General features: G+C 49.8%; 29 protein-coding genes, 1 riboswitch and 1 other annotated feature. Of the genes, 27 read left to right on the top strand and 2 right to left on the bottom strand.

The features are described 5' to 3' along the window. From rny to Q0612_RS09475, 8 genes are all read left to right on the top strand, one after another. Positions 1-1,545: a ribonuclease Y gene (gene rny, locus Q0612_RS09440; protein WP_293721852.1), complete on the top strand. Its 1,545-nt coding sequence runs from the start codon at positions 1-3 to the stop codon at positions 1,543-1,545. An 81-nt stretch (positions 1,546-1,626) separates the two neighbouring features. Continuing rightward, a riboswitch (cobalamin riboswitch) is annotated at positions 1,627-1,810 on the top strand. Positions 1,811-1,956: 146 nt separating this feature from the next. Continuing rightward, complete coding sequence (cobU, locus tag Q0612_RS09445; RefSeq protein ID WP_298883912.1) at positions 1,957-2,535, top strand: bifunctional adenosylcobinamide kinase/adenosylcobinamide-phosphate guanylyltransferase; 579 nt, start codon at positions 1,957-1,959, stop codon at positions 2,533-2,535. Positions 2,536-2,543: 8 nt separating this feature from the next. Beyond that, positions 2,544-3,554: a nicotinate-nucleotide--dimethylbenzimidazole phosphoribosyltransferase gene (cobT, locus tag Q0612_RS09450; RefSeq protein ID WP_298883915.1), complete on the top strand. Its 1,011-nt coding sequence runs from the start codon at positions 2,544-2,546 to the stop codon at positions 3,552-3,554. Between the two features lie 4 nt (positions 3,555-3,558). After that, the gene (gene cobS, locus Q0612_RS09455) at positions 3,559-4,293 is read left to right on the top strand and encodes an adenosylcobinamide-GDP ribazoletransferase (RefSeq protein WP_210684737.1); all 735 of its coding nucleotides are present in this window, start codon (positions 3,559-3,561) and stop codon (positions 4,291-4,293) included. Between the two features lie 54 nt (positions 4,294-4,347). Next, the gene (locus tag Q0612_RS09460) at positions 4,348-5,148 is read left to right on the top strand and encodes a nicotinate-nucleotide--dimethylbenzimidazole phosphoribosyltransferase (protein WP_298883920.1); all 801 of its coding nucleotides are present in this window, start codon (positions 4,348-4,350) and stop codon (positions 5,146-5,148) included. After that, positions 5,148-5,789, top strand: a complete 642-nt coding sequence (locus tag Q0612_RS09465) for a histidine phosphatase family protein (RefSeq protein ID WP_298883922.1) — start codon at positions 5,148-5,150, stop codon at positions 5,787-5,789. The genes Q0612_RS09460 and Q0612_RS09465 overlap by 1 nt, the downstream gene beginning before the upstream one ends. Before the next feature lie 391 nt (positions 5,790-6,180). Next, positions 6,181-6,465, top strand: a complete 285-nt coding sequence (locus Q0612_RS09470; protein WP_021719303.1) for a zinc-ribbon domain containing protein — start codon at positions 6,181-6,183, stop codon at positions 6,463-6,465. A 147-nt stretch (positions 6,466-6,612) separates the two neighbouring features. Continuing rightward, complete coding sequence (locus Q0612_RS09475) at positions 6,613-7,863, top strand: ATP-dependent DNA helicase RecQ (protein WP_298883927.1); 1,251 nt, start codon at positions 6,613-6,615, stop codon at positions 7,861-7,863. Positions 7,864-7,866: 3 nt separating this feature from the next. Here Q0612_RS09475 and Q0612_RS09480 read toward each other — a convergent pair whose 3' ends face one another. Continuing rightward, complete coding sequence (locus Q0612_RS09480; RefSeq protein WP_298883930.1) at positions 7,867-8,538, bottom strand: metal-dependent hydrolase; 672 nt, start codon at positions 8,536-8,538, stop codon at positions 7,867-7,869. A 198-nt stretch (positions 8,539-8,736) separates the two neighbouring features. Between Q0612_RS09480 and Q0612_RS09485 the strand changes: the two genes are divergently transcribed. The 7 genes from Q0612_RS09485 (at position 8,737) to Q0612_RS09515 (ending at position 13,828) form a co-directional block, all read left to right on the top strand. Next, positions 8,737-9,684 carry a glucosaminidase domain-containing protein gene (locus Q0612_RS09485; RefSeq protein ID WP_298883935.1) on the top strand — a complete coding sequence of 316 codons (948 nt, stop codon included), beginning with the start codon at positions 8,737-8,739 and terminating at the stop codon, positions 9,682-9,684. Positions 9,685-9,727: 43 nt separating this feature from the next. Beyond that, positions 9,728-10,207: a tRNA (uridine(34)/cytosine(34)/5-carboxymethylaminomethyluridine(34)-2'-O)-methyltransferase TrmL gene (gene trmL, locus Q0612_RS09490; protein ID WP_040564986.1), complete on the top strand. Its 480-nt coding sequence runs from the start codon at positions 9,728-9,730 to the stop codon at positions 10,205-10,207. After that, positions 10,204-10,560: a 6-carboxytetrahydropterin synthase QueD gene (queD, locus tag Q0612_RS09495; RefSeq protein WP_293388690.1), complete on the top strand. Its 357-nt coding sequence runs from the start codon at positions 10,204-10,206 to the stop codon at positions 10,558-10,560. The genes trmL and queD overlap by 4 nt, the downstream gene beginning before the upstream one ends. 1 nt (position 10,561) lies before the next feature. After that, positions 10,562-11,338, top strand: a complete 777-nt coding sequence (folE2, locus tag Q0612_RS09500) for a GTP cyclohydrolase FolE2 (protein WP_040564984.1) — start codon at positions 10,562-10,564, stop codon at positions 11,336-11,338. After that, positions 11,329-12,522 carry a dihydropteroate synthase gene (gene folP, locus Q0612_RS09505; protein WP_298883957.1) on the top strand — a complete coding sequence of 398 codons (1,194 nt, stop codon included), beginning with the start codon at positions 11,329-11,331 and terminating at the stop codon, positions 12,520-12,522. Before folE2 ends, folP begins: the two co-directional genes overlap by 10 nt. Before the next feature lie 364 nt (positions 12,523-12,886). Further along, complete coding sequence (gene folK, locus Q0612_RS09510; RefSeq protein WP_298883961.1) at positions 12,887-13,345, top strand: 2-amino-4-hydroxy-6-hydroxymethyldihydropteridine diphosphokinase; 459 nt, start codon at positions 12,887-12,889, stop codon at positions 13,343-13,345. Between the two features lie 81 nt (positions 13,346-13,426). Further along, complete coding sequence (locus Q0612_RS09515; RefSeq protein WP_009145124.1) at positions 13,427-13,828, top strand: zinc ribbon domain-containing protein; 402 nt, start codon at positions 13,427-13,429, stop codon at positions 13,826-13,828. Positions 13,829-13,887: 59 nt separating this feature from the next. On the opposite strand, the gene rpmB is transcribed toward Q0612_RS09515, so the two are convergent. After that, complete coding sequence (gene rpmB, locus Q0612_RS09520) at positions 13,888-14,079, bottom strand: 50S ribosomal protein L28 (protein ID WP_021719311.1); 192 nt, start codon at positions 14,077-14,079, stop codon at positions 13,888-13,890. Between the two features lie 120 nt (positions 14,080-14,199). Here rpmB and recG point away from each other — a divergent pair, with 120 nt between their 5' ends. The 12 genes from recG to Q0612_RS09580 all read left to right on the top strand — a co-directional run bounded on the left by recG (position 14,200) and on the right by Q0612_RS09580 (position 26,601). After that, complete coding sequence (recG, locus tag Q0612_RS09525; protein ID WP_298883966.1) at positions 14,200-16,260, top strand: ATP-dependent DNA helicase RecG; 2,061 nt, start codon at positions 14,200-14,202, stop codon at positions 16,258-16,260. A gap of 15 nt (positions 16,261-16,275) precedes the next feature. Continuing rightward, complete coding sequence (locus tag Q0612_RS09530; RefSeq protein WP_298883969.1) at positions 16,276-16,974, top strand: TVP38/TMEM64 family protein; 699 nt, start codon at positions 16,276-16,278, stop codon at positions 16,972-16,974. Positions 16,975-17,054: 80 nt separating this feature from the next. Then, on the top strand, positions 17,055-18,254 hold the full coding sequence (gene hemW / locus Q0612_RS09535) for a radical SAM family heme chaperone HemW (RefSeq protein ID WP_298883972.1): 1,200 nt from the start codon (positions 17,055-17,057) through the stop codon (positions 18,252-18,254). Positions 18,255-18,361: 107 nt separating this feature from the next. Further along, positions 18,362-19,396 (top strand): heat-inducible transcriptional repressor HrcA, encoded by a 1,035-nt coding sequence (gene hrcA, locus Q0612_RS09540; protein WP_298883974.1) that lies wholly within the window; start codon positions 18,362-18,364, stop codon positions 19,394-19,396. 18 nt (positions 19,397-19,414) lie between these two features. After that, positions 19,415-20,011: a nucleotide exchange factor GrpE gene (gene grpE / locus Q0612_RS09545; protein WP_298883976.1), complete on the top strand. Its 597-nt coding sequence runs from the start codon at positions 19,415-19,417 to the stop codon at positions 20,009-20,011. Between the two features lie 107 nt (positions 20,012-20,118). After that, positions 20,119-21,969, top strand: a complete 1,851-nt coding sequence (gene dnaK / locus Q0612_RS09550; RefSeq protein WP_298883979.1) for a molecular chaperone DnaK — start codon at positions 20,119-20,121, stop codon at positions 21,967-21,969. 254 nt (positions 21,970-22,223) lie between these two features. Further along, a complete protein-coding gene (gene dnaJ, locus Q0612_RS09555) occupies positions 22,224-23,375 on the top strand; it encodes a molecular chaperone DnaJ (RefSeq protein WP_298883982.1) in 1,152 nt (383 codons plus the stop codon). A 49-nt stretch (positions 23,376-23,424) separates the two neighbouring features. Further along, positions 23,425-23,532, top strand: a sequence feature (ribosomal protein L20 leader region). Between the two features lie 84 nt (positions 23,533-23,616). Beyond that, positions 23,617-24,120: a translation initiation factor IF-3 gene (infC, locus tag Q0612_RS09560; protein ID WP_009145116.1), complete on the top strand. Its 504-nt coding sequence runs from the start codon at positions 23,617-23,619 to the stop codon at positions 24,118-24,120. Positions 24,121-24,137: 17 nt separating this feature from the next. Continuing rightward, the gene (rpmI, locus tag Q0612_RS09565) at positions 24,138-24,335 is read left to right on the top strand and encodes a 50S ribosomal protein L35 (protein WP_009145115.1); all 198 of its coding nucleotides are present in this window, start codon (positions 24,138-24,140) and stop codon (positions 24,333-24,335) included. A 28-nt stretch (positions 24,336-24,363) separates the two neighbouring features. After that, positions 24,364-24,717: a 50S ribosomal protein L20 gene (gene rplT / locus Q0612_RS09570; protein ID WP_210684724.1), complete on the top strand. Its 354-nt coding sequence runs from the start codon at positions 24,364-24,366 to the stop codon at positions 24,715-24,717. A gap of 101 nt (positions 24,718-24,818) precedes the next feature. Beyond that, a complete protein-coding gene (locus Q0612_RS09575; RefSeq protein WP_298883987.1) occupies positions 24,819-25,745 on the top strand; it encodes an AEC family transporter in 927 nt (308 codons plus the stop codon). A gap of 70 nt (positions 25,746-25,815) precedes the next feature. Beyond that, positions 25,816-26,601 (top strand): RNA methyltransferase, encoded by a 786-nt coding sequence (locus tag Q0612_RS09580; RefSeq protein ID WP_293721786.1) that lies wholly within the window; start codon positions 25,816-25,818, stop codon positions 26,599-26,601. Positions 26,602-26,716: the final 115 nt, after the last annotated feature.

Consider the following 26,716-nt stretch of genomic DNA (forward strand, 5'->3'; position numbering starts at 1 on the left):
GTGAGGACGATTTTAGAAATTATCGGTACAGCTGTTGTCGTTGGTCTGGCTGGCGGTGCAGTAGGTTATCTGGTTCGCAAAAATGTTGCTGAAGGTAAAATTGCTACTGCAGAAGAGCAGGCTATCCGTATTGTACAGGATGCGGAGCAGACCGGCGAAGCAAAACGCAAAGAAATCATGATGGAGGCTAAAGAAGAAATCCATCGTCTTCGTTCCGATATGGAGCGTGAAAATAAAGACAGACGTAATGACCTGCAGCGTCAGGAGCGTCGCCTGCTGCAAAAAGAAGAAAATCTGGACCGTAAAATCGAATCCTTCGAACGCAAAGAAGAAAAGCTGGCTTCCAAGGAACAGCGCCTGAACGCTGCTCAGGAGAAGGCTGATGCAATGCTGGAAAAACGTCAGGTTGAACTGGAGCGTATTTCCGGACTGACCAGTGATGAAGCAAAGCAGGAGCTGCTGCAATCCCTCGAGGACGAGGTTAAGCATGAATCTGCTATGATGGTTAAGGATCTGGAGCAACAGGCAAAAGATGAAGCGGACCGCAAGGCAAGAGAAATTATTTCCCTGGCAATTCAACGTTGTGCAGCAGACCATGTAGCGGAAACCACCGTTTCCGTAGTAGGCCTGCCTAACGATGAAATGAAGGGCCGCATTATCGGTCGTGAAGGCCGTAACATCCGTACTCTGGAAACCCTTACCGGCATCGATCTGATTATCGATGATACTCCGGAGGCTGTTATTATTTCCGGCTTCGATCCGGTACGCCGCGAGGTTGCCCGTATCGCTCTGGAAAAATTGATTAATGATGGTCGTATTCATCCGTCCCGCATTGAGGAAATGGTTGAAAAGGCACAAAAAGAGGTTGAGCAGAAGATTAAGGAAGCCGGCGAACAGGCTACCTTTGCTGTCGGTGTGCATGGTCTGCACCCAGAACTGATTAAGCTGCTGGGCCGCCTGAAATATCGTACCAGCTATGGTCAGAATGTCCTGAACCATTCTGTTGAGGTTGCCAACCTTGCAGGTGTAATGGCTTCTGAGCTTGGTGTTGACGTTGTTCTGGCTAAGCGTGCCGGCCTGCTGCATGATATCGGCAAGGCTATCGACCATGAAATGGAAGGCTCTCACGTTGAAATCGGCGGCGAAATTGCCAAGAAGTTCCGTGAGTCCGACCTGATTGTCAATGCTATTCTGGCACATCATGGTGACTGCGAGCCTAAGAGTGTTGAAGCTGTTCTGGTATCTGCCGCTGACGCAGTATCTGCTGCCCGCCCGGGTGCAAGACGCGAAACTCTGGAAAGCTACCTGAAGCGTTTAACTCGATTGGAAGAAATTTCTGAGTCCTTTGAGGGCGTTGAAAAATGCTATGCCGTACAGGCTGGCCGCGAAATCCGCATTATGGTTAAGCCGGATGTTATCGATGATGCTTCCGCTGTGCTTCTGGCACGCGATATCTCCAAGAAGATTGAAGCTGAAATGGAATATCCCGGTCAGATCAAGGTTGTTATTATCCGCGAAACCCGTGCTGTTGATTACGCAAAATAACGAAATTCCTGAAAGAGCTGCTTAGGCAGCTCTTTTTTTGCGCCTTAGCAGGATTATAGGAATTGCTGTCGAATATATATACTTGGAATTTTTTTGACAGGTGCGCCGGTTGAGGCCGGTGCTGAAAAGGGAATGCCGGTGAGAATCCGGAGCAGTCCCGCTACTGTAAGCGGAGCCCAGGCAATTATGTCACTGACGCAAGTTGGGAAGGCGCTGAGGGCGATGAAGCTAAGCCAGGAGACCTGCCTGTTACGAAGCTTGGAGCCTACGGGAGATAGGCTGGCTTTGGTATGCGTAAATATAGAATTTTTGGCTGCAGCTGCATTTTGTGAATCTCCCGCAAGGGAGCTTTTTTCATATATGCATAAAATGAAAAGCATGCAGCTTACAAAAACGAAGGGAGGTTGAAATATGCCTGGAAAAATTATTATGGTTACCGGAGGAGCCCGCAGCGGCAAAAGCGAATTTGCAGAACGCTATGTATTGCATTATTCTCCCAAATGCGATTACATTGCTACGGCAGAAATCTTAGATGAGGAAATGGCGGAGCGCGTGCGTCTGCATCGTGAGCGTCGTGATGCGCGTTGGATTAATCACGAAGCGCCTTATCATGCCGAGCGCACGCTTGAAGCGCTGTCAGCGGAAACAGGAGCGGTTCTGTTTGACTGCCTGACTGTTTATATGTGTAACCTGCTTTATGGCAAGGATGCGCCGGCGGGTGAATTCCTGGAGCGCTGTCAGGTAGTATTTGATGAAATTGACAAGGTGCTGGCAGCAGCACGAAATTGCGGCAAAATCGTTGTCTTTGTTACGAACGAGGTGGGCAGCGGTATTGTGCCGGATAATCAGATGGCGCGTGAATACCGTGACCTTGCCGGCTGGGTTAACCAGCGTGTGGCTAATGAGGCTGACCATGTTTATTATTGTGTGGCAGGTCAGGCCGTAGACGTAAAAAAATTGGCTTTTAAATTTGAGGATGAAGGAGAATAACGACTGATATGGAGAAAATCATAATACCTGCTCTGGATGAAGAACGTATGCAAGAAGTGCGGGCAGGCTACGCTAAGATAGACAAGCCGGCAGCTAATCTGGGCAAGCTGGAGGATATGGTTGTAGGTCTTGCCGGTATGCTAGGCAAGGATTTACCGAATAAATTAAAGACGGCGATGGTTCTGATGTGCGGTGACCACGGTATTGCCAAATACGGTGTCAGCGCTTATCCGCAGGAGGTCACGCGCCAGATGATTAACGGCTATATGCGCGGTACTGCCGGTGCTACCGTACTGGCTCGTCATGCGCACGCCGATGTTTTCGTCTGCGATGTAGGCACTGCCTTTGATTTGAGCGATTTGCCCAAGGTTTATCAGAAAAAGGTAGCTTGGGGAACAAATGACTTCACCCAGGGACCGGCGATGACACGCGAGCAGGCGGAAAAAGCGATTGCCGTTGGCATCGAAATGGCTGATATGTGCATCGACCAAGGCTATAATATGCTTTATACAGGCGAAATGGGTATCGGCAATACAACTTCTACCTCTGCTATTGCCAGCGCCTTTCTGGGACTGGACCCGCAGCTGACTGTCGGTCGCGGCAGCGGTATTAATGACGAACGCATGAAGATTAAGCGTCAGGTTGTTATCGACGGCCTGGCTAAAAATATGCCGAAGCAGGGTGATGCGATGGACATTCTCTGCAAGGTAGGCGGCTATGACCACGCAGGTCTGGCCGGTGTTATTATCGGTGCGGCCCGCCGCCGTGTACCGACAATGGTTGACGGTGTCAATGCCACGGCTGCAGCACTGCTGGCCTACGGCCTCTATCCGCAGTGCCGCGATTATATGCTTTGCTCGCATCTGAGCAGCGATATTTCCCACAAGAAAATGCTGGAGCTGATGCAGCTTTCGCCGATTGTGGATGCCGGTATGCGCCTGGGTGAGGGCACCGGTGCCTCCTTGGCTATTGTTGTGCTGCAGGCAGCAATGGACGTGTATAATCATTTAAGCAGGTGATGTGATGCGTGATTTTGTAACTTGTCTGGAATTTTTGACCAGAATCCGCTTTTCCAACCGTACGGACTGGCATGATGACGATTTCAGCCGCAGCGTGCCGTACTTCCCTTTGGTTGGCCTGGTAATGGGCGTTTTTATGGGTGCGGTAAATTACGGTCTGTATTATCTGCACACACCTGATTTAATGCGCGCAGTGATGCTGGTGCTTGCGGAGCTGATTATTATCGGCGCGCTGATGTATGACGGCTTTATGGATACCTCCGACGGTGTTTTCAGCGCCCGTGACCGTGAGCGTATGCTGGAAATCATGAAGGATAGCCACGTAGGCTCTAACGCCGTTATCGCACTTGTCTGCCTCGTGCTGCTGAAGGTTGCTGCCTATACTACATTGCCGCCTGTAAAGCTGTCGTTTGCTCTGGTTGCCGTTTTTGTAGCAACGCGCACCTTTATGGTTACCTACATTGTCAATTATAAGTATGCACGCAAAACCGGTATCGGTCATATGTTTAAGGCCTATGCCAAGCCGATGTACACCTATATTGCCTTTGCACTTTGCCTGGCGCTGGTAGCAGCCTGCGGTCTGCCGTATCTGTATACGGCGATAGCGGCCTTTGTTATCTGCCAGGGCATTGCGCATTTCCTCAGCGGTCAGCTGGGCGGTCTTACCGGTGATACCTACGGCTTTTTGACGGAATGCGGCGTTGTGGTTTACCTGATGCTTGCAACCTATATAATCTGATATATTTCCCCGGCAATATTTTGCCGAATTCTAAAGAGAGAAAGGAAAAATGCTATGCATATAGAAGAAATAATCCAAAAGATTGTGCCTGCGGACAGAGGCTGTATGAAGCTGGCGCAGACACGCTTTGATAATCTGATTAAGCCGGTTGGCAGTCTGGCCAAGCTGGAAGAAATGACCTCGCGCTATTGCGGTATCAAGGGCATTTATGAAAAAGAGGATTTAGATTATCCTAAACGCGATTTGCTGGTGTGGTGCGGTATCGAAGAGGCTGCTCAGGCCGAAAAAATTATGCACGCCAAATGGCCGGTGAACGTGCTGGCTGCAGAAACCGGTGCGAAGGCAGTGGCTCTGCTCGTAACCTCGGAGGAGGAGGCTGACGCTCTGGAAGAGGGCGCTGCCCTGGTGCAGGAGCTGGTGCACGAAAAGGGACTGGGACTTTTAGGCTTTGGCTGCCTTTCTAATCCTGATAATGAGATGGTACGCACCGCTATGGCCGGCGCTCTGCTGCAGGCTGCAGCTATGAAGGTGCCGGTAATGCTGGACGGTGTTGCTGTTTGCAAAGCTGCCAAAAAGGCGGCAGAAATGGCACCGGCAGTTTTAGACTACTGCTTTGCCGGTCATGTTTCCACAGAGCCGGGTGCAGAAGAATGCCTGCAGGAGCTGGGGCTTACGGCACCGCTGCGCCTGAATATTCCCGATGGTGCCGGTGAGGGCGCTGCTGTCTGCTTTACGCTGTTCAATGCCGGCATCAAGGCCTATAAGGAAATGGAAACCTTTGAGGAAGCAGGCGTACATGCCGAGATGAAGGAATTTTCTCTGGCAGAGCAATCTAAAAAAGGAGCGAAGGCTTAATGGGTAGAATATATTTAATTCGTCACGGTGAAACGGACAGCAACAAAGGACACCGCTTTCAGGGACGCATCAACATGCCGCTGAACGCCAAAGGTCTGGAGCAGTCCGAGAAGTTGTCTGCCTATATGCAACATCTGCCGGTTGACAAGATTTACTGCAGCTCTATGCTGCGTGCCTGCATGACGGCAGCACCGCTGGCTATGAGTAAGAATATGTCCTATCAGCCGCTGGATTTGCTGCAGGAGGTAAGCTTCGGTGCCTGGGAGGGGCTGGAATATGCGGAAATCAGCCGCCGCTGGCCTAAGGAGATGGATGATTTCCTGACGCGTCCGGGCGAATGGATTCCGCCGCAGGGCGAAAGCTTTCATGATGTAGCGCGTCGCTGTCAGGCGGCTTTTGATTATATCTTCAAGCGTGAAGGTCACGAGAAAAATATCGCGATTGTATCGCATGGCGGTATTATCCGCGTGCAGCTGTGCCTGCTTTTAGGTATACCGCTGAACAATCTGTGGAAGCTGAGTGTGCATAATGTTTCTGTCAGCACTCTGAATGACTGGCAGGGTAATATCATTGCCGAAACCATCAACGATGCTCACTTTGCCAGAGAGCAGGGAAGCTCTGTAAACTGGCTGCACAAATAAAAATTAAAGCTTGCAAACCGCGCAGACGTAAAAAGCTGTCGCGGTTTTTTGCGGCGCGTATATCGAAACAGAAAAATCCGATACTGGCTGATATAAAGTTTACTGTATTTAACCGTCATACCAACGGAATTGCATTTTCGGCAAATACTGTAAGCAAGCGGGTTTGATAAGCTAAAATATATGTGAAAAGTTTCTTATTAAAGAATTTACGCATTTTTGATAAACTAAGATTGACTTTTGCAGGCGCTTACTATATACTGTAAGTGGTGTATCTCAGTGGTCCGTTTAAGTTCCTAACTTCTTCTATCATAGATGACATGGGGAAGCCAAGGTAAACATCTTAATGCGTTCTTTGGGGTATGTTCTATCTATGATTAGGAGTGATTAAACAATGAAAGAAGACAAGACTTTAACCTGCTGCGAGTGCGGCAACGAATTCGTATTCACTGCTTCCGAGCAAGAGTTCTACGAAGAAAAAGGCTTTACTAACGAACCGCGCCGCTGCCCGGCTTGCCGTCAAGCACGCAAACAACGCATGGGCGTACAAAATGACCGTCCGCAACGCGAAATGTTCCCCGCAGTTTGCGCTGAATGTGGCAAAGAGACCATGGTACCGTTCAAACCCAGCGATCGTCCGGTTTACTGCCGCGAATGCTTCAACGCACGTAAACACTAATTAGACGCTTGAAGTAACAAATTCAGGTACAGCTTAGGCTGTACCTGTTTTTTATTAGCTAATCATAGAAAAACGAAAGTTATTTTACATAAAAGTGCTTATGTGCTATACTTTTTACAAATAAACTTTTCGAAGCAAGGGAGCTTTATGACACGTACTATAGACAGTGACTTTCTGCATCGGGCGCTGCAGCATTTTTATGGCTACAGCAGCTTTCGCACGGGGCAGGAAGAAATTATAAGTGAAATATTACATGGACAGCCTGTGCTGGCAGTGCTGCCTACGGGTGCAGGCAAGAGCATCTGCTTTCAGCTGCCTTCACTGCTGCTGAAGGGTGTGACGCTGGTTATCTCGCCGCTGATATCGCTGATGAAGGACCAGGCAGAGGCACTGACGGCACGCGGTATTCCGGCCGCTTATCTGGACAGTAGCATGAGCAGCAACGAATACGGCAGAGTATTGCATGCTGCGCTCAACAAGCAGTGCAAGTTTTTGTACGTAGCACCGGAGCGCTTGGTCAACCAGCAGTTTATTGATTTCGCCCGCAAGGCTTATATTACCATGGTGGCAGTGGACGAGGCGCACTGCGTATCGCAATGGGGACACAGCTTCCGCAAGGAGTATTATAATATCCCCGATTTTATTCAGGCCTTGCCGACGAAGCCGCTGGTGGCAGCCTTTACTGCTACGGCGACACCGGATGTGCGCCGCGATATCATTAAACGCCTGGGCATACCGGAGGCCAAAATTGTGGTGACGGGCTTTGACAGGCCTAATCTGCATTTTGCCGTGCAGCGCACGCAGGACAAGGAGCGCTCGCTGTTGGAGTTTATGCGTAAGCATAAAAAGGATTGCGGCGTAGTTTACTGTGCTACGCGCAACAAGGTGGAAAGCGTGACGCAGCTTTTGCGGCGCCAGGGGTTCAGCGCCTTGCGCTATCATGCGGGCCTGACGCCGGAGGAGCGACGCGAAAATCAGAATGCCTTCGTTGGCGGCAGCGTGCCGCTGATTGTAGCAACAAATGCTTTTGGTATGGGTATTGATAAGCCTGATGTGCGCTTTGTGGTGCATTATAATATGCCCAAGGATATTGAAAGCTATTACCAGGAGGCAGGACGCGCAGGGCGTGACGGCCTGCCGTCGGAATGTCTGCTGCTGTATGATAAGGCGGATATTGCGGTTAATACCTATCTTATCGGCCATGACCAGCCTGATTTGACCTGGAAGGAGCACGAGCTCCAGCTGCTGAGCAAAATGACCAACTACTGCAATACGTCCTCCTGCCTGCGCAAGGTGCTGCTGGAATATTTTGGTGAAAAAACAACGTCGCAGTGCAACAATTGCGGCAACTGCGACGTGAATAAGAACGCTTCGTGGCGTAAGTTTTTGAAGTTTTAATTTTTAGTCGATATCAATAGTATTGCCCGGTTTTACAATGAGCACCTTGCTGTCGGTTTCATCCTCAACGGCAGCCTTGAAGGCTTCCACGTCCTGAGCGATGGGCGGCCAGGTGTTGTAATGTACGGGGATAACGTATTTTGCCTGCAGCAGCTTGCAGGCGATAAGTGCATCATTGGGGTCCATGGTGAAGTTGCCGCCGATGGGAAGCACTGCGTATTCAAAAGCATCGAGCTTAGGCAGCAGCTGCATATCGCTGAAGAGTGCGGTGTCACCTGCGAAGTACAGCTTAGTGCCGTAGAAATCGATGACGATACCGCAGGCGTGACCACCGGGAACACCGCTGCCGTGGAAGGCCAGTGTCAGGCGTACCTTGCCGAAGGGAAACTTAAAGGTGCCGCCAAGATGCATAGCGTGTGCTTTGCAGCCGGCATCCTGCGCCAGACCACAGATTTCAGCGGTGGAGATGATGGTAGCGTCACAATTTTTGGCGATTTCAAAGGCACTGCCCAAATGGTCGAAGTGACCATGGCTGACGAAAATATAATCAACCTTGATGTCTTTGGCGGTGAGTCCTTCCGGGTTATCGTCCAGATACGGGTCGAAGATAATAGCGGAATTATTTTTTTCCAAAATAAAGCAGGCATGGTTGATGAAATGGAATTTTGCGGTCATAATTTTCCCTCCTTAATTTGTCAGGCAGATAGCTGTTTGCTGTAAAATTAATTAGCAGCGCTTAGCTGTAATCTTATAAATATTATAGCTTAAATCTACTTTTTTGTGAATTCCTCACTGCAGGGGTGGGAAAAACTTTACAATTTTGCCTCATGTGCGGTAAAATTGATAGCGTGAAATATATAGGAGTAATGCGCTATGAATTATAAAAAAATAACTTTTGCGAGTGTTCTGCTGGGTCTGTCGCTGTACGCCGGCGTGTGTGCGGCAACTGTGCGCGAGGTCGCTGATGAAGCACCGGCCTCCAAGCAGACGATTATCGCTGATAAAAAGGATAAGAAGCTGCTGAACAAAAAGCAGCGCGCTGTCCAAATAACTCAGGAAAAGGATAAAATTGTAGTATCTAACAAACCGGTGGCTAAACCGCCTGTCGGTACGATAAAGGTTCCTGCCGCTCCACGTCCGTCGCTGCTGCAGGAGAAGGATGGCAAATTCTATTTTTCCGGTACTCAGCTGCCGGATGATTATCGTAATATCGCTATTTACGGTGAGGCGATTGCCAGCAAGGCGCAGGCTATTGCCTATATTCTTGCGGCTAACCCGGCTGTGAAGCTGGCCTGCCCGGTAGAGGAGCTGGTGGAGCTGTACTGGCAGGAGGCCAAGCGTGAAAACGTGCGCCCCGACCTTGCACTGGCGCAATCATTGGTGGAAACAGGCGCTTACCGCTATGGCGGTGACGTGCTGCATCATCAGAATAATTTCTGCGGTCTCGGTACTATCGGCGGTGGTGTGCGCGGTGCGTCCTTTGCTACGCCGCAGCTGGGCGTGCGCGCGCATATCCAGCATCTGCTGGCTTATACGCAGACGAAGCGCCCTTCAACCGATATTGTCGATCCGCGCTATGATCTGGCGCATAATATCCGCCTGGAGCGCGGTGTTGTCAACACCTGGTACGGTTTGAACGGTACTTGGGCGATGGGCTCGCTGTATTGCGAAAAGATTATGGCTACCTATCAGAAAATCCTGGCACAGCAGCCTGTTGAGCCGGAGATTAAGCCTGCACCGGCTGAACCGGTTAAGGAAAAGAATAAAAAGAAACGCAGTATGAAGCAGAGAGTTTCCGAAATACTGCAGGAGAAAAAATAAATTAACGACTGCGCAGCAGTCAGCTGAGGAGGCATTCAGTAAAATGCATATAGTTTTAGTTGAACCGGAAATTCCCGGCAATACCGGTAATATTGCACGTCTGTGCGCAGCAACCGGCTGCCACCTGCATTTGGTTCGTCCGCTTGGTTTTTCCGTGGAGGATAAATATTTGAAGCGTGCAGGTCTGGATTATTGGCATCTTGTTGATATCCATTATTATGACAGTGTTTACGAGGTGCTGGAAAAATATAAGGATAACCCCAAGTATTTCCTGACGACGAAGGCACACAGCTCTTATGCCGATGTGCAGTATGCTCAGGACAGCCTGCTGATTTTCGGCAAGGAAACTGCCGGCTTGCCGGAAACCTTGCTGCACGAATATCCCGAAAGCTGCATCCGTATTCCGATGATTGAGGATGCACGCTCTTTGAATTTGTCCAATTCCGTGGCGATTGTGGCTTATGAGGCGCTGCGCCAAAACGGCTTTGCTGATTTAACCCTTTATGGAGGAGAATATAAATGATAATTATCAAGGAATTTGATTTTGACGCTGCGCATTATCTGCCTGCGTATAACGGCAAGTGCGAGCATTTGCATGGTCATACCTATAAGCTGGTGGTAAAGGTGGAGGGCACTCCCGACCATGAGGGTATGGTTATTGATTTTATCAAGCTGAAGAATCTGGTGAAGGACGAGGTGCTGGCACATTTGGACCACGCCTGCCTGAATGATATTCTGCCGGTGCCTTCCGCAGAAAATATCAGCGTCTGGGTTTGGAATAAGCTGGTTGAGCTGCTGAAGAGCGACCATTATCATTTATATGAAGTAGAAGTTTGGGAAACTCGCACCAGTGGCTGCGTGTACAGAGGTGAATGACGTGAAGGATGTACAAAGCGAAAAGGATTTACGCAATATCCCTTTGAAGCATGTGGGAATAAAGGGCCTGCGCTGGCCGATTGAGCTGCGCGATAAAGCACGCGGTACGCAGCACAGCGTAGCGGAGGTAACTCTGGCGGTTGATTTGCCGCATGATATGCGCGGTACGCATATGAGCCGTTTTGTGGAGTGTCTGCGCACTCTCGGCCCTGTAGGCCTCGCTGATGTGGAAGCAATTTTGGACCAGCTGAAGCAGCATCTGCAGGCTGAAAGAGCTTTTATCGAGCTGAAGTTCCCGTATTTTGTGACGAAGAAGGCTCCTGTGAGCGGCATGGAAGCGCCGATGGATATCGATTGCGTGTATAAGGCCGAGAAGGGCGAGAAGCTGCGTTGGCGCATTACAGCTGTTGTGCCGGTGCAGACGCTGTGCCCCTGCTCTAAGGAAATCAGCGAATACGGTGCGCATAATCAGCGTGCCTGGGCGAAGCTGGAGGTTGAGGCGCAGGAGATGGTGTGGCTGGAGGAGCTGGTGGAATATGCCGAGGCTTCCGCAAGCACGCCGCTCTACGGTCTTTTGAAGCGCCCTGACGAAAAATACGTTACGGAGCATGCTTATGAGAATCCGCGTTTTGTAGAGGATGCCGTGCGTGAGGTTGCTTTACGTCTGGAGGCGGATAAGCGCATTACCTGGTATCGCGCAGAGGTGGAGAGCATGGAAAGCATCCATAATCATAACGCCTTTGCTGTTGTGGAAAAAGGTGAGAATGAATGTTATTAAAAGTTAACCGTGAGGGCCTGGAGGCGGCGCTGGCCAGTATCGGCGCTCATGCCGACAGTCTGCCTATTTTTGCTCATAAGGCGGAGATTATTCCGTTCAAGCTGCTGGGTGTGCGTACTCCGGCGGCGAATATTATCAAGCAGGAGATGCTGGCAGTGGGCGGCGACGTTGTAACGCCCGTCGGTGCTGTTACCTGCGCTGCAAAGTATGTTGATATTTTGCTTTTGGGTACGCTGAAGCATTATAAGGTGCTTTTGAAGAAGCTGGCGCAGATGCCTTATTTTGGTATTCCTCAGGCTGCTATTGATTTGGAGATGGCGCTGACGCCGCAAAAGCTGCGCACTACTCTGGCTGACGGCCGCGTGCTGACCTATGAGAAGCTGTGCGTGATGGGAATTTTGAACGTTACGCCGGATTCCTTTTATGAGGGCAGCCGTGTGCCTGCTATGGAGGAGCTGGTGGAGTGTGCCGGCAGAATGCTTGCTGCGGGTGCCGGTGTGCTTGATATCGGCGGTGAGTCTACCCGTCCGGGCAGCGATAGCGTTGATGGGGAGGAGGAGCGCCGCCGCGTAGTTCCTGCGATTACTGCTTTGCGCAAGGCTTATCCCGATGCTGTTATTTCTATCGATACCTATCGTGCGGATACGGCGGAGGCAGCTATTGCTGCCGGTGCTGATATGATTAACGATATCAGCGCGATGGAGGCTGACCCGCGTATGGCTGATGTGGTTGTGGCAACTAAAGCGCCGATTATTCTTATGCATATGCGCGGTACGCCGAAGAATATGCAGCAGAACTGCGAGTACAAGGATGTTGTGCAGGAGGTTGCCGTTTATCTGGCGCAGAGAGCACAGCTTTTGCGTGAGCGCGGTGTGAGTGCGGATAAGATTATTCTGGATCCCGGTATCGGCTTTGCCAAGAATGTGGAGCAGAATTTGCTGTTGATGCGTGATTTGAAGGCTTTGACGAGCTTTGGTTATCCTGTGCTGCTGGCGGCTTCGCGCAAGAGTACGCTTGGTGCTGTGCTGGGCGGTGTACCGGCGGAGCAGCGTTTGGAGGGAACGATTGCGACGAGTCTGCAGGCAATTTACGCGGGGGCGCAGATGGTGCGCGTGCATGATGTTGAGGAGAATGTGCGGGCGATTCGCACACTGGAGGCTATTTTGCGCGGCAGTGCGGAGTAGGTTAGCTTAGAAAGAATTGTTTTAGCAATTATCTGTCACGCTGCGACAGAATAATTGCTGCGAAAGTATCGTTTAGTGTGTTACAGGAAGAATTGTTTTAGCAATTATCTGTCACGCTGCAGCGAAAAATTTTTTAACGGCAATTTCGTGCGGAACAAAGACGAAATTGCAATAAAACTCGCGCTAGGCGAAGTGTTTTTCAGCAGAAGTCAGCTTAGCGCTCAAACAATATTGCAATTTCGGTTGTTCCAGGCACTCATTACCTAAAATTTTTATGCTTTCGCCGCGACAGAATAATTGCTGCGACAGTATCGTTTATTTTGCTGCGTCTATTATAATCACATCAAAAGAACAGGAGTCTGAGATGGCTATTGCATATGTTGCCTTGGGCAGTAACCTGGGCGATAAGAAAAAGAATTTACAGCGCGCGCTGATGCTGCTGATGCAGCAGGGCGTGGAGGTACTGCAGGTTTCCGGCTATTTTGCTACGGAGCCTTATGGTGTGACGGACCAGCCGCAGTTTTTGAATGCTGTGTGCAAGGTGCACACTAATCTGGAGCCTGTGGCGCTTTTGCGTACACTTTTGGCAACGGAGCTGGCGATGGGGCGTGTGCGCCTGCGTCATTGGGGCGAGCGCAATATTGATCTGGATTTGCTGCTTTACGAAAATGTCGTGATGCAGACACCGGAGCTTACGCTGCCGCATCCCGATATGCAGAACAGGGATTTTGTGCTGCTGCCGTTACTGGATATTGCACCGGAGCTGGTACATCCGCTGTTGCATAAAACTGTGCGTGAAATGGCGGCGGAGCTGAACAAATAATGCTGCGATACGAGCGATTTGTTTTACAGCAAATATGCGCTTGTGCTATAATTAAGAAAAAACATCTGGCAGGAGGTAGCTATGAGAATAGATGGTGCCGGCGGTTGCTTTGATAACCGTCTTTATGAAGTTGATATTGATGTAGCTTGGAATATTGCCTTGCTGTGCGTCAATGAGATGGGTGTAACTATTGATGAGCAGGATGATGCTGCACATCAGCTGCACTTCCATAACAAGAAAAAAATTATGCAGCTGGCTATGCAGTCTTTGGATGAGGAAACCGTACAGGTTATCATGGACTCCACTAAGGAGCGTCTGCAGATTTATAACTGGAAGCGCGAGGACAAAGAGGTTAACCAGTTCTATGAGCTGTTCGAAAAGAAGCTCACAGAATACCGTGCCTTTATTTTGTGCCCGAATTGCTCCGCAAAAATCAGCTCGTTGGTTAAGTTCTGCCCCGAGTGCGGCTGCAAAGTAAAATAAGCGCAAAAAAAGAAACCAAATACCGATTGGTATTTGGCTTCTTTTTAAATCCGAACGGATTAGATTGCGCGGTTAACTTTACCGGAACGCAGGCAACGGGTGCAAACGTTCAAGCGTTTAACAGAACCTTCAACAACTGCTCTTACTTGTTGAATATTCGGGTTCCAAGCACGTTTGGTGTGTCTATTGGAGTGGCTGACGTTGTTGCCAGCGAGTTTTCCTTTACCGCAGATTTCGCAGATAGATGCCATTGTTTCCCACCTCCTTAAACGTGATAAGACATAAGGCACATTCAAATTTAACATGAGTATCATACCATAAAGAGCGCAGAAAATCAAGGGAATTTTAAGATAAAGAGGGTATTTTTATAAATGTGGTGGAAAGAACCTGTAACAACACTAAAAGGTGTAGGTGTAAAAAAGGCAGCTGAGCTGGCTGCTCTTAATATTTTCAGCGTGGGTGATTTGCTGGAATTTTACCCGCGTCAGGGAGCTTATCTCGATTATGCCAAGCTCAAAACGATTAAGGAGCTGGATGTAGACAACAGTAAGCAGATTTTCAAAGCGACGGTTTATCAGGTGAAAAACGGCTATGGTGCCAGCCGTCGCAGTTATACGTCGGTGACGGTGCGTGACGAAACAGGTTATGCTACGCTGTACTTTTTCGGCGGGCAGCGCTATAAGGCGCAGAAGCTGAAGCCGGATACAATGCTGCAGATTACAGGCCGCGTAAGGCAGGGGCGCACTACGAAGTCCGTCAGCGAGGTTGATGTGCAGCCTTTGGAGCAGGACGAGGGCAAAACGCCGGGTATTGTCCCGGTGTATGCTTTGAGCGGTAACCTGACGCAGAAGAATCTGCGTACCTGGGTGAGTGAGGCCTTGCGCCTGGCAGCAAAGGATTTGCCGGAAAGTTTGCCGGCGAAGGTTGTGAGCCAGTGCAATTTGCCCGACCGCTATACGGCGCTGAAAAATATTCACTTTCCGGAAAGCTGGGAAGCGTTGCGACGTGCCAAGCAGCGTTTTGTTTTTGAGGAGCTGTTTTTGCTGCAGTGCGGCCTGCTGTATTATCGTCAGCAGAGCCATGATAACAGAGAGGGCATAAAGCACGCTGCAGACGGTGCGCTTGTTAAAGACGTAATGCAGGGACTGCCCTTTGAGCTGACGGCGGCACAGCAGCAGGCGTGGAGAGAGATTTCGCTCGATATGCAGGATAAAAAGCCTATGCACCGCATTCTGCAGGGCGATGTAGGCAGCGGTAAGACGGTTATCAGCGCGCTGGCGTTGGCTAAGGCGGTGGAAAACGGTTATCAGGGCTGCATTATGGTGCCGACGGAAATTTTGGCGGCGCAGCATTTTGAAACGCTGGAGCAATATCTGCAGCCTTACGGTGTGCGTATCGCTTTACTGACAGGCGGTATGCGTGCCAAGGCAAGGCGTGAGCTGCTGCTGAATCTGGAGCTGGGCCTTGTTGATGTAGTTGTGGGTACGCATGCACTTTTGGAGGAGGATGTGCGCTTTGCCAATCTGTCGCTGACGGTGACGGACGAGCAGCACCGCTTCGGCGTAGAGCAGCGTGCACGCCTGTCTAACAAATCGGCTAATGCTCCCGATGTACTGGTAATGACGGCAACGCCGATTCCGCGTACCTTGGCGCTTACTGTTTACGGCGATTTGGATATTTCCGTAATGAAGGGACGTCCGCCGCAGCGTAAGCCGGTGCGGACGCTGTGTTATACGGATGAGCGCCGCCGTGAGGTTTACGCCGGCCTGGTGCGTCAGGTGCAGGCAGGAAGGCAGGCTTATGTTGTCTGCCCGCTGATTGAGGAATCGGACGTTCTTGCTGTGCATAGCGCCGAAAGGGTATACGAGGAGCTGAAGCGCGATTTTCTGCAGGATATTCCCTGTGCTTTGCTGCATGGCAGGCTGAAGGGCGCGGAGAAGGATGCGATTATGAGCAGCTTTGCGGCAGGCGAGCTGAAGGTACTGGTGAGCACTACGGTTATCGAGGTTGGCGTGAACGTGCCCAATGCTACGCTGATGGTGATTGAAAACGCCGAGCGCTTCGGCCTGGCACAGCTGCATCAGCTGCGCGGACGTGTAGGACGCGGCAGCGAGCAGTCCTACTGCGTGCTGCTGACGGCCGCCGATTCGCCGGAGGCACTGGCGCGCCTAAACGTACTGCATGAGAGCGAGGATGGCTTCTATCTGGCGGAAAAGGATATGGAGCAGCGCGGTGCCGGTCAGCTCTTCGGCCTGAAGCAGCATGGCTTGCCAGATTTGCGAATTACTGATATAATGCGAGATGTTGACGTAATTGCGCAGGTTCGTCAGCTGGCGCAGGCGCAGCTGCGTACGCCGGAGGACTGGGCGGAAATCCGCCGTCTGGTGGAAATGCAGTTTGGTGAACGCTTTAATATGATTTTTAATTCTTAAAGAGGTTATAAATACATGAAAAAAGACTGGTTAAAAAATCCTGATGTTTGTGCTAAGGTGACGGCGGCAGTTTTGCTGGTGGCCTTGGTTTTGGGTATTCACTTTTTTGCCGATGATTTCTTCAACAAAACCTTTACACTGGCAATCAGCGGCAATGTCAACGGTCTGGTGGAATATCTGCGCTCCTTTGGCCCATGGGCGATTTTAATCAGTTTTGTGCTGGATGTGCTGATTAATGCCGGCAGCGTTTTCCCGTCGATTTTTCTTTCTACAGCCAATGGTCTGATTTTCGGCCTGCCCTTGGGCATCACAATTTCCTGGCTGGCGGAAACAACCGGTGTGGTTATCAGCTTTTATCTGATGCGCTTCTTCTTCCGCGATACAGCGCAGAGGCTGATAGAAAAAAGCAACTCGCTGAAATCCATTGATGAAGCAAGCAGCAAGCACGGCCTGGAGTGGATGGCCTTCGCCAGGGCGCTGCCGTATTTTCCGTCAGGCATTTTGACGGCGGTTGGTGCTGTGAGCAGTATGAGTGCGCGTGATTACATTATTGCCAACCTTATCGGCAAATTTCCTTCTACAGCGTTGGAGGTTGTCATCGGTCATGATGTAGTTAATTTTCAGGAGCACAGTCAAAGACTGACGCTTTTGATCGTGGTTGTGGGCGCTGTCTTTTTTGCGTATAAAAAGTGGTTCTATAAAAAGGGAAAATAAATTTGCTTAGGCGTCGCTGCAGTAATTTCTGTGGCGGCGTTTTTTCAAGATAGAGATACAGATAGTGAAAGGAAATAACAATGATGGAAAATAAACAATTGCAGCCATGGCAGCAATATCAGGCACTTTATCTGCATATACCGTTTTGCGTACAGAAATGCCTGTACTGTGATTTTGCTTCGTATGCCGGCTTGGGCGAGCAGACGAAGCGTGACTATACCGATGCCGTGTGCAAAGAAATCGCCCTGCGTGCGGATGAGGCTGCAAATATGGCGGCGAACGCCAGCATTTACTTTGGCGGCGGTACGCCGAGCGTGCTGCCGACAGAATGTATCGCCAAGTTGGTGCAGGCCTTGAAGCAGTACGGCTTTTGGCAGCGGCCCTGCGAGGCAACGATTGAGGTAAACCCTGGTACGGCAGATTTAGCAAAGCTGCAGACGCTGCGTAGCCTTGGCTTTGACCGCATCAGCTTCGGCGTACAGTCGCTGCAGGATAACGAGCTGCGGACGATAGGACGCATTCACAACGCGCAGCAGGCGCTGGAAGCGCTGACGCTGGCGCGCAAAGCAGGCTTTGCGCGCGTCAGCGCGGATTTGATTTACGGCCTGCCGTCGCAGACGCTTACCAGCCTGCAGGATACGCTGGAGCATCTGGCTGATACGGGCATTGAGCATATTTCTGTTTATGGCCTGATTGTGGAGGAGGGCACGCCGCTGGCGAGCCTTGTGGATAAGGGCAGAATAACTTTGCCTGACGAGGACACGGCGGCGGATATGTACGAGTTGGTGCAGAGCTTTTTGCGCGAGCGTGGTTTTGAACGCTACGAAATATCAAACTACGCCAAAAACGGCCAGTATTCGCGGCACAATACTGTTTACTGGCAGTATCGTCCTTACATGGCCTTTGGCGCTGCCGCCTGCGGCTTTGACGGCCAAAGAAGGCGCACCGGGCTGAGTACGGTCAGAGAATATATTGAGCAGCTTACAAGCTTTAGCAGCGGCGATTTGCGCACGAGCGCTTTATATAATGTAGAAGAATTATCTTGTGCAGAGCTGCTGGAGGAGTTCATGTTCATGGGGCTGCGTCACAGCGAAGGCGCGAGCCTGGCGGAGGCTCGCGAGCGCTTTGGCGTTGATGTGCTGCAGCGCTTTGCCTCTGAACTGGCACCGCTGTTTGAACAAAAGCTTATTGCATATGATGCAGGTACGCAAAGACTGCGCCTGACGGAGCGTGGTATGGAGGTCGGCAATCAAATATTTGAAGTTTTTGTGATAAGTTAAAAATAAATAAAAAAGGTGTTGACAATAAAGTAGGCTAGTGCTATCCTAGTATCAAGATGTTAGCACTCCTAATGATAGAGTGCTAACAATCAAAATGAGGTGGGAATATGTTAAACGAAAGAAAGAAAAAAATTCTCCAGCTCATAATTGAGGATTATATTTCAACTGCTGAGCCTGTAGGTTCAAGGACGATTGCCCGCAAATATGATTTGGGCCTCAGTCCTGCGACCATCCGTAACGAGATGAGTGACCTGGAGCTTCTGGGTTATCTGGAGCAGCCACACACCTCGGCCGGACGTGTACCGTCGGCTCAGGCTTATCGTCTTTATGTTGATTCGCTTGTTGAACCCGGCACTCTGACAGATAATGACAGAGCGCTGATTAACGGCTGGTTCAGCGAAAGACGCAGAAGCATTGATGAAATCTTCCAGTCAACGGCGAAAATTCTTTCCCGGATGACGAAGAATGTTTCGATGGTGCTGGCTAACCGTGATGCCGGTGCGTGCTTCCGTTATATGAAGTTTTTACCTCTGGATGAGCACCATGCCATCCTGTGCATTGTAACAGATGACGGCAATGTGGCCAATTGCGTGGTAGAAATTCCTTTGGGAATGCGGCCAGAGGAGCTGGACTACATGGCAGGACGCGTCAGCAGACTGCTTGAGGGCAGAGAGCTGGCGAATATTACCGAGGACCTGTTGCAGGCGGTGCATAGCAATATAGCAGATGATAAGCTGCTGTTCACGTCGCTGGTACAGTCCATCCGCCAGATGCGTCAGAAATACCAGCAGCAAAAGGTTTTCCTGGGTGGCACCAAGCAGCTGCTGAACCAGCCGGAATTCCGCGACGTGGAGCGTGTGAAAAATCTTCTGGGTATCCTGGAGGAGGAGCGCGTGGTACGCGATTTGCTGAAGGCAGGCGAGGACAGCGGACTGAAGATCACGATTGGCAGTGAAAACAAATTCACCGGCATTCAGGATTGCAGCATGGTACAGGCAACCTACCGTCTTAACGGTCAGATAGTCGGTACGATGGCAGTTCTTGGCCCGACGCGTATGGAATACGGCAAGGTAATCACTGTTATGGATTATCTGCATAAGTATTTGAAAACGATGTTCGAGCAAAAGCCCGACAAGAAATAAAACTAAGGAGGAAGAGCCTTGCAGGATAATGAAATGAAAGAAAAACAGGCTGAGCAGGAGGCTGCGGAAGCGAAGGCTGCCGAACAGGAAACTGCGGAAGCTGCAGAAGCTGAAAAAGCTGAAGATGCTGAAGATGCAAAAAATGCGGAGGAAGCCGCTGAGCCTGAGGTTGACCCGAAGGATGCTAAAATCGAAGAACTGCAAAATCGTTTGCTGAGATTGCAGGCCGATTTTGAAAACTTCCGCCGTCGCACCAATATAGAAAAGGAACAGCTTTCCACCTTTATAACAGCAAATGTGGTTGGCAAGTTCTTAAAGGTTTTAGATAATTTTGAGCGTGCCGAAGCAAGCGTCGAAAAGGGCGATAATGTGGATGCAGTTGTCGACGGTATGAAAAAAATCCGCCGTCAGTTTGAAGATGCCTTCAAGGATTTGAAGGTAGAAGAAATCGAAGCTCAAAATGCTAAATTTGACCCGAACATCCACGAAGCTGTAATGCGTGGTCATAATCCGGAGCTGGATGATGAAATCGTAGATATGGTTTTCGAAAAAGGCTATAAGCTGGGTGATAAGGTTATCCGTCACAGTAAGGTAAGAGTAAACACCAACGAATAAGGCTGGCATGCTCTTCACAATAAATTAAAAAAATATATCACATCGATTCGGTAAAAATGTGGCATTTGCCGCATCACCGAAGGATAGTAATCAGGAGGATAAAAATCATGGCTAAAGTAATTGGTATTGACTTAGGTACTACTAATAGTGTTGTTGCAGTTATGGAAGGCGGCGAACCTACCGTCATCACTAACCAGGAAGGCAGCCGCTTAACCCCGTCTGTTGTAGGCTTTGCTAAAAACGGCGAGCGTCTTGTTGGTCAACTGGCAAAACGTCAGGCTGTTTCCAACCCTGACAGAACCATCAGCTCCATCAAACGTCACATGGGCGAAGGCTCTTACAGAGTAACTATCGACGACAAAAAATATTCCCCGGAAGAAATTTCCGCAATGATTCTGCAAAAACTGAAAGCTGATGCAGAAGCTTATCTGGGCGAAAAGGTATCCCAGGCAGTTATCACTGTTCCTGCATACTTCAATGACAGCCAACGTCAGGCTACTAAAGACGCTGGTAAGATTGCAGGCCTCGATGTTCTGCGTATCGTCAACGAGCCTACCGCTGCTTCTCTGGCATACGGCATTGATAAAACCGACGACCATACCATCATGGTATACGACCTCGGCGGCGGCACCTTCGATGTATCCATTCTGGATGTAGGCGACGGCGTATTCGAAGTAAAAGCAACCAACGGTGATACTCATCTGGGCGGCGATGACTTCGATAAGAAAATCATGGACTGGATGGTTGACGAATTCAAGAAAGCTGAAGGCATTGACCTTTCTACCGACCGTATGGCTATGCAGCGTCTGCGTGAAGCTGCTGAAAAAGCTAAAATCGAATTGTCCGGCGTTATGAGCACCAACATCAACCTGCCGTTCATCACTGCAGGTGCTGACGGTCCGAAACATCTGGATATGGATCTGACTCGTGCTAAATTCGAAGCAATGACTGCTGATCTGGTTGAACGCACCATGGGCCCTGTTCGTCAGGCTATGAGCGATGCAGGTCTTTCCGCAAGCGATATCAGCAAGGTAATCCTGGTTGGCGGTTCTTCCCGTATCCCGGCTGTACAGGCTGCTATCAAAGCATTCATGGGCAAAGAGCCTTACAAAGGAGTTAACCCGGATGAATGCGTTGCAGTAGGTGCTGCTATTCAGGCCGGCGTTCTCTCCGGTGAAGAAGGTACCGGCAACGTACTGCTGCTGGATGTAACTCCGTTGTCCCTGGGTATTGAAACCCTCGGCGGTGTATTCACCAAGATTATCGACCGTAACACCACCATCCCGACCTCTAAGAAACAGGTATTCTCTACCGCTGCTGATAACCAGCCTTCCGTTGATATCCATGTTCTGCAAGGTGAACGTGAAATGGCTGCAGACAACAAAACTCTGGGCCGCTTCGAGCTGTCCGGTATCCCGGCTGCACCGCGTGGAATTCCTAAAATTGAAGTTTCCTTCGACATCGATGCTAACGGTATCGTTAACGTAAGCGCTAAAGACCTTGGCACCGGCAAAGAACAAAAAATCACCATTACCTCCTCCGGCACCCTGGATAAGGACGAAGTAGACAGAATGGTTAAAGAAGCAGAAGCTAATGCTGAAGCTGATAAGAAACGTAAGGAAGGCGTAGAAGTTCGCAACCAGGCCGACAACATGTGCTATCAGGCTGAAAAGACCATGAAGGACATGGAAGGCAAAGGCAAGGACGAATTGATCGCTAAGGTTAAAGCTGCTGTTGACACCCTGAAAGAAACCATGAAGGGCGACGACCTCGACAAGATTAAAGCTGATACCGAAGCTCTGACCAAACCGCTGTACGAGCTGAGCGCTGAGCTTTACAAAGAAACTCAGGCACAAGAGGGTGCTGCAGGCGCACAAGGCGCTGCAGGTGCTCAAGGTGCTAAAAAAGCCGATGATGATGTTGTAGATGCGGAAGTTGTTGACGACGACAAGAAATAATCCTGTCTATAAGGCACCATCTGCGTCGTTGAAACGTCTAGACGTACTAAAAGTACGCCGTCGCCGTTTCGCCTAGCATCTGATACCTTCTCACCAGCCTTCGGGTTAGGTGAAAAGCACCATCTGCGTTGTTGATACAGATGTAAAAAAGTAATATAATATTAGTGCCCAGCTGCTGTGGCAACCGCCATCATGCATCTGGGCATTATATGCTTAAATAATATTCGGTAGAAAAGTTATAGGAGGCGCCTGTTTTGGCTAAGAGAGATTATTATGAGGTACTGGGGGTAAGCAAAACCGCTTCCCAGGACGAAATAAAAAAAGCATTCCGTAAACTGGCCCTGAAATATCATCCTGACCGCAATAAGGGCAACGAAGAAGCCATGAACAAATTCAAGGAAGCCAATGAGGCTTACAGCGTCCTTTCCGATGAGCAGAAGCGCCAGCAGTATGACCAGCTTGGCCCTGATGCCTTCGAACAGGCGCAGACTGCCGGCGGCGCTGGCGGCAATCCGTTCGGCGGTGGCTTCGGTGGCTTCGGCGGCGGTGGCATGGAGGATATTTTCGACATGTTCTTCGGCGGCCAGGGACGCGGTCGCGGTGGCCGCGAAGCGGGCCCGCAGCGCGGTGCGGATTTGCGCTTTGATATGGAAATTACCTTTGAAGAGGCAGCTTTCGGCGTAGAGAAGGAAATCAACCTGTATCGCGACGAAACCTGCGACCATTGCCACGGCGATGGTGCAGAGCCCGGCTCCAAGGTTGAAACCTGCCCTGAATGTCACGGCTCCGGCTATGTACGCTTCACCCAGAACACCATGTTCGGTCAGATGGTTAATGAGCGTCCGTGCTCCAAGTGCCACGGCGAGGGCAAGATTATTTCTAACCCCTGTAAGGAATGCCGCGGCAAGGGTACTGTGAAGAAGAATAAACGCCTGAAGGTAAAAATTCCGGCAGGTGTAGATAACGGCTCTCGTCTGCGCGTAAGCGGCGAGGGCGAGGCCGGTGCTAAGGGCGGTCAGAGCGGTGATCTTTACGTATATCTGTACGTGAAGCCACACAAGTTCTTTGAACGTGATGGCACTACTGTTCTGTGCGAGGTACCTGTCAATATCGTACAGGCAACCCTGGGCGCTGAGATCAAGGTTCCTACGCTGGATGGTCAGGTAACCGTGAAGGTTCCCGAAGGCACTCAGCCCGGTAAGGTGCTGCGCCTGAAGGAGAAGGGCATTCCCAGCCTGCGCGGCGGTCAGCGCGGTGATCAGCTGGTTCGCATCAAGGTAGTTGTGCCTACTAAGCTGAACGAAAAGCAGAAGGAAGCGCTGCGCAGCTTCGGCGAAATCAGCAAGGACAATATCAGCCCTGAGGAAAAGAGCTTCTTCAATAAAATCAAAAATCTTTTTAAATAAAAACTGTAAAAAGCTTGACACTTATCAGGCTATGTGTTATCATATTCTAGTAACAAAGCAGAAGCCACTCGCTTCTCACCTTGCGGCAAACGCTCGACAGGGTTGGATATGATATTCATGCGGGTGGAATTTGTTCTGCCCGCTTTTTTTGTTTTGCTTATATCTGATATGTTACAGATTTTATAAGCAGTAATTGCTTATCTGATGTTCATGGAGGTGAATTGTTATAAGTAAGGAAAGCTTGCGTATTAACGAAGAAATTCGTGCGCGTGAAGTGCGTGTTATTGCCAATGGGGGCGAACAGCTCGGCATTATGTCCAGCCGTGACGCTCTGAAGCTTGCATTAGAAAATCATCTGGACTTAGTCGAAATTGCTCCGACAGCAAAACCGCCTGTGTGCCGGATTATGGATTATGGCAAGTATCGTTACGAGCAGCAGAAACGCGAAAAAGAAGCTCGTAAGAAACAAAAGACCTTCGACATTAAAGAAGTTAAGCTGCGTCCCGGTATCGAGGACCACGACTTCAATGTTAAGTATAAGAATGCAGTACGTTTCCTGGAAGATGGCGATAAGGTAAAAGTTACCATCATGTTCCGTGGCCGCGAACTGTCTCATCCTGAGCTTGGCGAGGTGCTGCTGAATCGTATGGCACAGCAGTTGAAAGAAATTGCCGTCGTAGAAAGAGTTCCAAAATTAGAAGGCAAAAACATGATTATGATTGTTGCGCCAAAACCTGCTAAATAATAGAGGAGGAAATCACAATGCCGAAAATGAAAACCCGTAGAGCTGCTGCAAAGCGCTTCAAAAAAACTGCTTCTGGTGAATTCAAACATTTTAAAAACTTCAAGAGCCACATTCTCGAACATAAATCTCCTGCACGTAAGAGAAACCTGCGTAAAGCAGCTCTGGTGCACAAGACTGACAAAGAGCATGTAGCAAAAATGCTCCCGTACGCATAATTAAGAGATTTAAAGGAGGATACTAACAATGGCAAGAGTTAAAGTGGGCGTAACCGCTCATCGTCGTCATAAACACATTCTGAAACTGGCTAAAGGTTACTATGGTTCCCGCAGCAAACAATTCAAAAAAGCTAACGAGCTGGTAATGAAAGCTCTGTCCTATGCTCGTCGTGACCGTCGCGCTAAAAAACGCGAGTTCCGTCGTCTGTGGATCGCTCGTATCAACGCTGCTACCCGTGCTAACGGCCTGAGCTACAGCCGTTTCATCTGCGGCCTGACCAAAGCCGGTATCGAAATGAACCGCAAAGTTATGGCTGACATGGCTATCTATGACTCTGCTGCTTTCGCTAAGCTGGTAGAAGCTGCTAAAGCTGCTCTGTAAGAGAAAAGTAAATACTGACTGGTGCGTAGGCGCTGGTCTGAGCCTGCTCCTGTGTGCGCACGGGAGCAGGTTTTTTTGTAATTTATGAGGGGTTTAGTTTTATGCTAGTAGTTTTAAGTAAAGCCCTGGCCTTTGTGCTCATCATACTTATAGGCTATATCTGCAAACGCCGCGGCTTTTTTTCACCGACCGACTATCAGGTCGTGAGCAAAATTGTTTTGAATATTACGCTGCCCTGTGCCGTAATCAACAGCTTTGCGCATTTTGAGATGGATTATTCCTTAATCGCTGCCGTCTTTTTAGGCTTATGCGGCAATCTGCTGATGCTGTTTGTATCCTTGATGCTGACGCGCGGTGATACGCCGGCAACCAAGATTTTCTATATCTTCAGCCTTGCCGGTTATAATGTAGGCTGCTTTACGCTGCCGTTTGCGCAGGCCTTTTTAACGCCCTTTGCCGTAGTCGGCCTGTGTATGTTCGATGTGGGCAATTCCATTATGTGTACCGGTATGACCTATGCGTTGACTGCCTCCTGCATCGGCTATGCGGACGGACGCAAGGACAAATTCAGCATGAAGAATATTACGGATAAGCTGCTGCACTCGGTGCCGTTTGTCGTCTATATCAGTATGCTGCTGCTGTCGCTGGCAGGATTCCACTTCCCCAAGAGTGTGTACACGTTTACGGAGATTGTGGGCACAGGCAACCCGTTTTTGAGTATGCTGATGATTGGTATGATGTTTGAACTCAAGCTGGATAAGCGGGCCATGGGCTACGTTAAGGAGCTGTTCAGCGTTCGTTACGCAGTATCACTGGCGTGCGCCACAGCCTTTATTTATCTGGCGCCGTTCAAGCAGGAGATAAATTATGTGATTGCGCTGGCCTTTATGGCACCTTGCACGATTATAGGTCCGATTTTTGTGGAAAAGCTGGGAGCTAATGTACAGCTGGCCAGCCTGTTCAATTCATTGACGATTATTACCAGCGTCATTCTTTTTACAGCCTTTTTCATTATAATAAACGGCTGATTGACGCTGGCTCAGATATATTAGTATAATAGTAGAAAAGTAATGTGACTACGTATAGAGGAGAAACGAGATGGAACTTACCGGATTGCAAAACCCAATGGTGAAGGCTGCAGCAGAGCTGAAGCAGAAGAAATATCGTCAGCAGCAGGGCCTGTTTTTGGCGGAAGGCCTGCGTACTGTGGAAGAGGCAGTGCGTTACGGCGCCGTGCAGAGCATTTTTTATACTGCGATTGAGGATGATCGCACCCGCGCTGTGCTGGAAGAGGCTGCTGCCAAGCAGATTAAGCTCGTCTGTGTGAGCGACAAGGTGCTGAAAAAAATTGCCGATACCGAAACGCCGCAGGGAATTATTGCCGTATGTGAAATGCGCAGTAAGCGCTTGGATGATTTTCTGGCATCCGGTAAAATGCTGCTTGTTCTGGACCGTGTAACAGATCCGGGAAATATAGGCACCATGCTGCGTACTGCGGATGCGGCCGGTGTAGGTGGCTTGCTGCTTTTGCAGGGCTGCGCTGATATTTATGCGCCGAAAACAGTGCGTGCTTCCATGGGCTCGCTGTTCCACCTGCCGGTGCTGAGCGGTTTGAGCGAGGAGCTGTTGGTGCAGGCGGCACGTAAGGCAGGATATGAGCTGCTGGTTACCTGCCTGGACGGCGCGGATAATTTGTACAAGGCTGATTTGCAGGGACGTTTGGCTTTTGTTATGGGTAACGAGGCCAACGGCGTGAGTCCTGCTTTGCTGGCGGCAGCAGACAAGCGCGTCTTTATCCCTATGCAAGGACGTGCGGAATCGCTGAACGTTGCTATGGCTGCCGGTATAGTTATGTTTGAGGCGCTGCGTCAAAAGCTCAAATAAATTTTAAAATTATTGCTTGACAAAAGCTTTCTGCTATAATATAATATCTATGTTGCCTATGGATGGGTTCCCGAGTGGTTAAAGGGAGCAGACTGTAAATCTGCCGCGTTTCGCT

Origin of the sequence: uncultured Phascolarctobacterium sp. (assembly GCF_937920985.1) — a bacterium.
Classification (GTDB): domain Bacteria; phylum Bacillota; class Negativicutes; order Acidaminococcales; family Acidaminococcaceae; genus Phascolarctobacterium_A.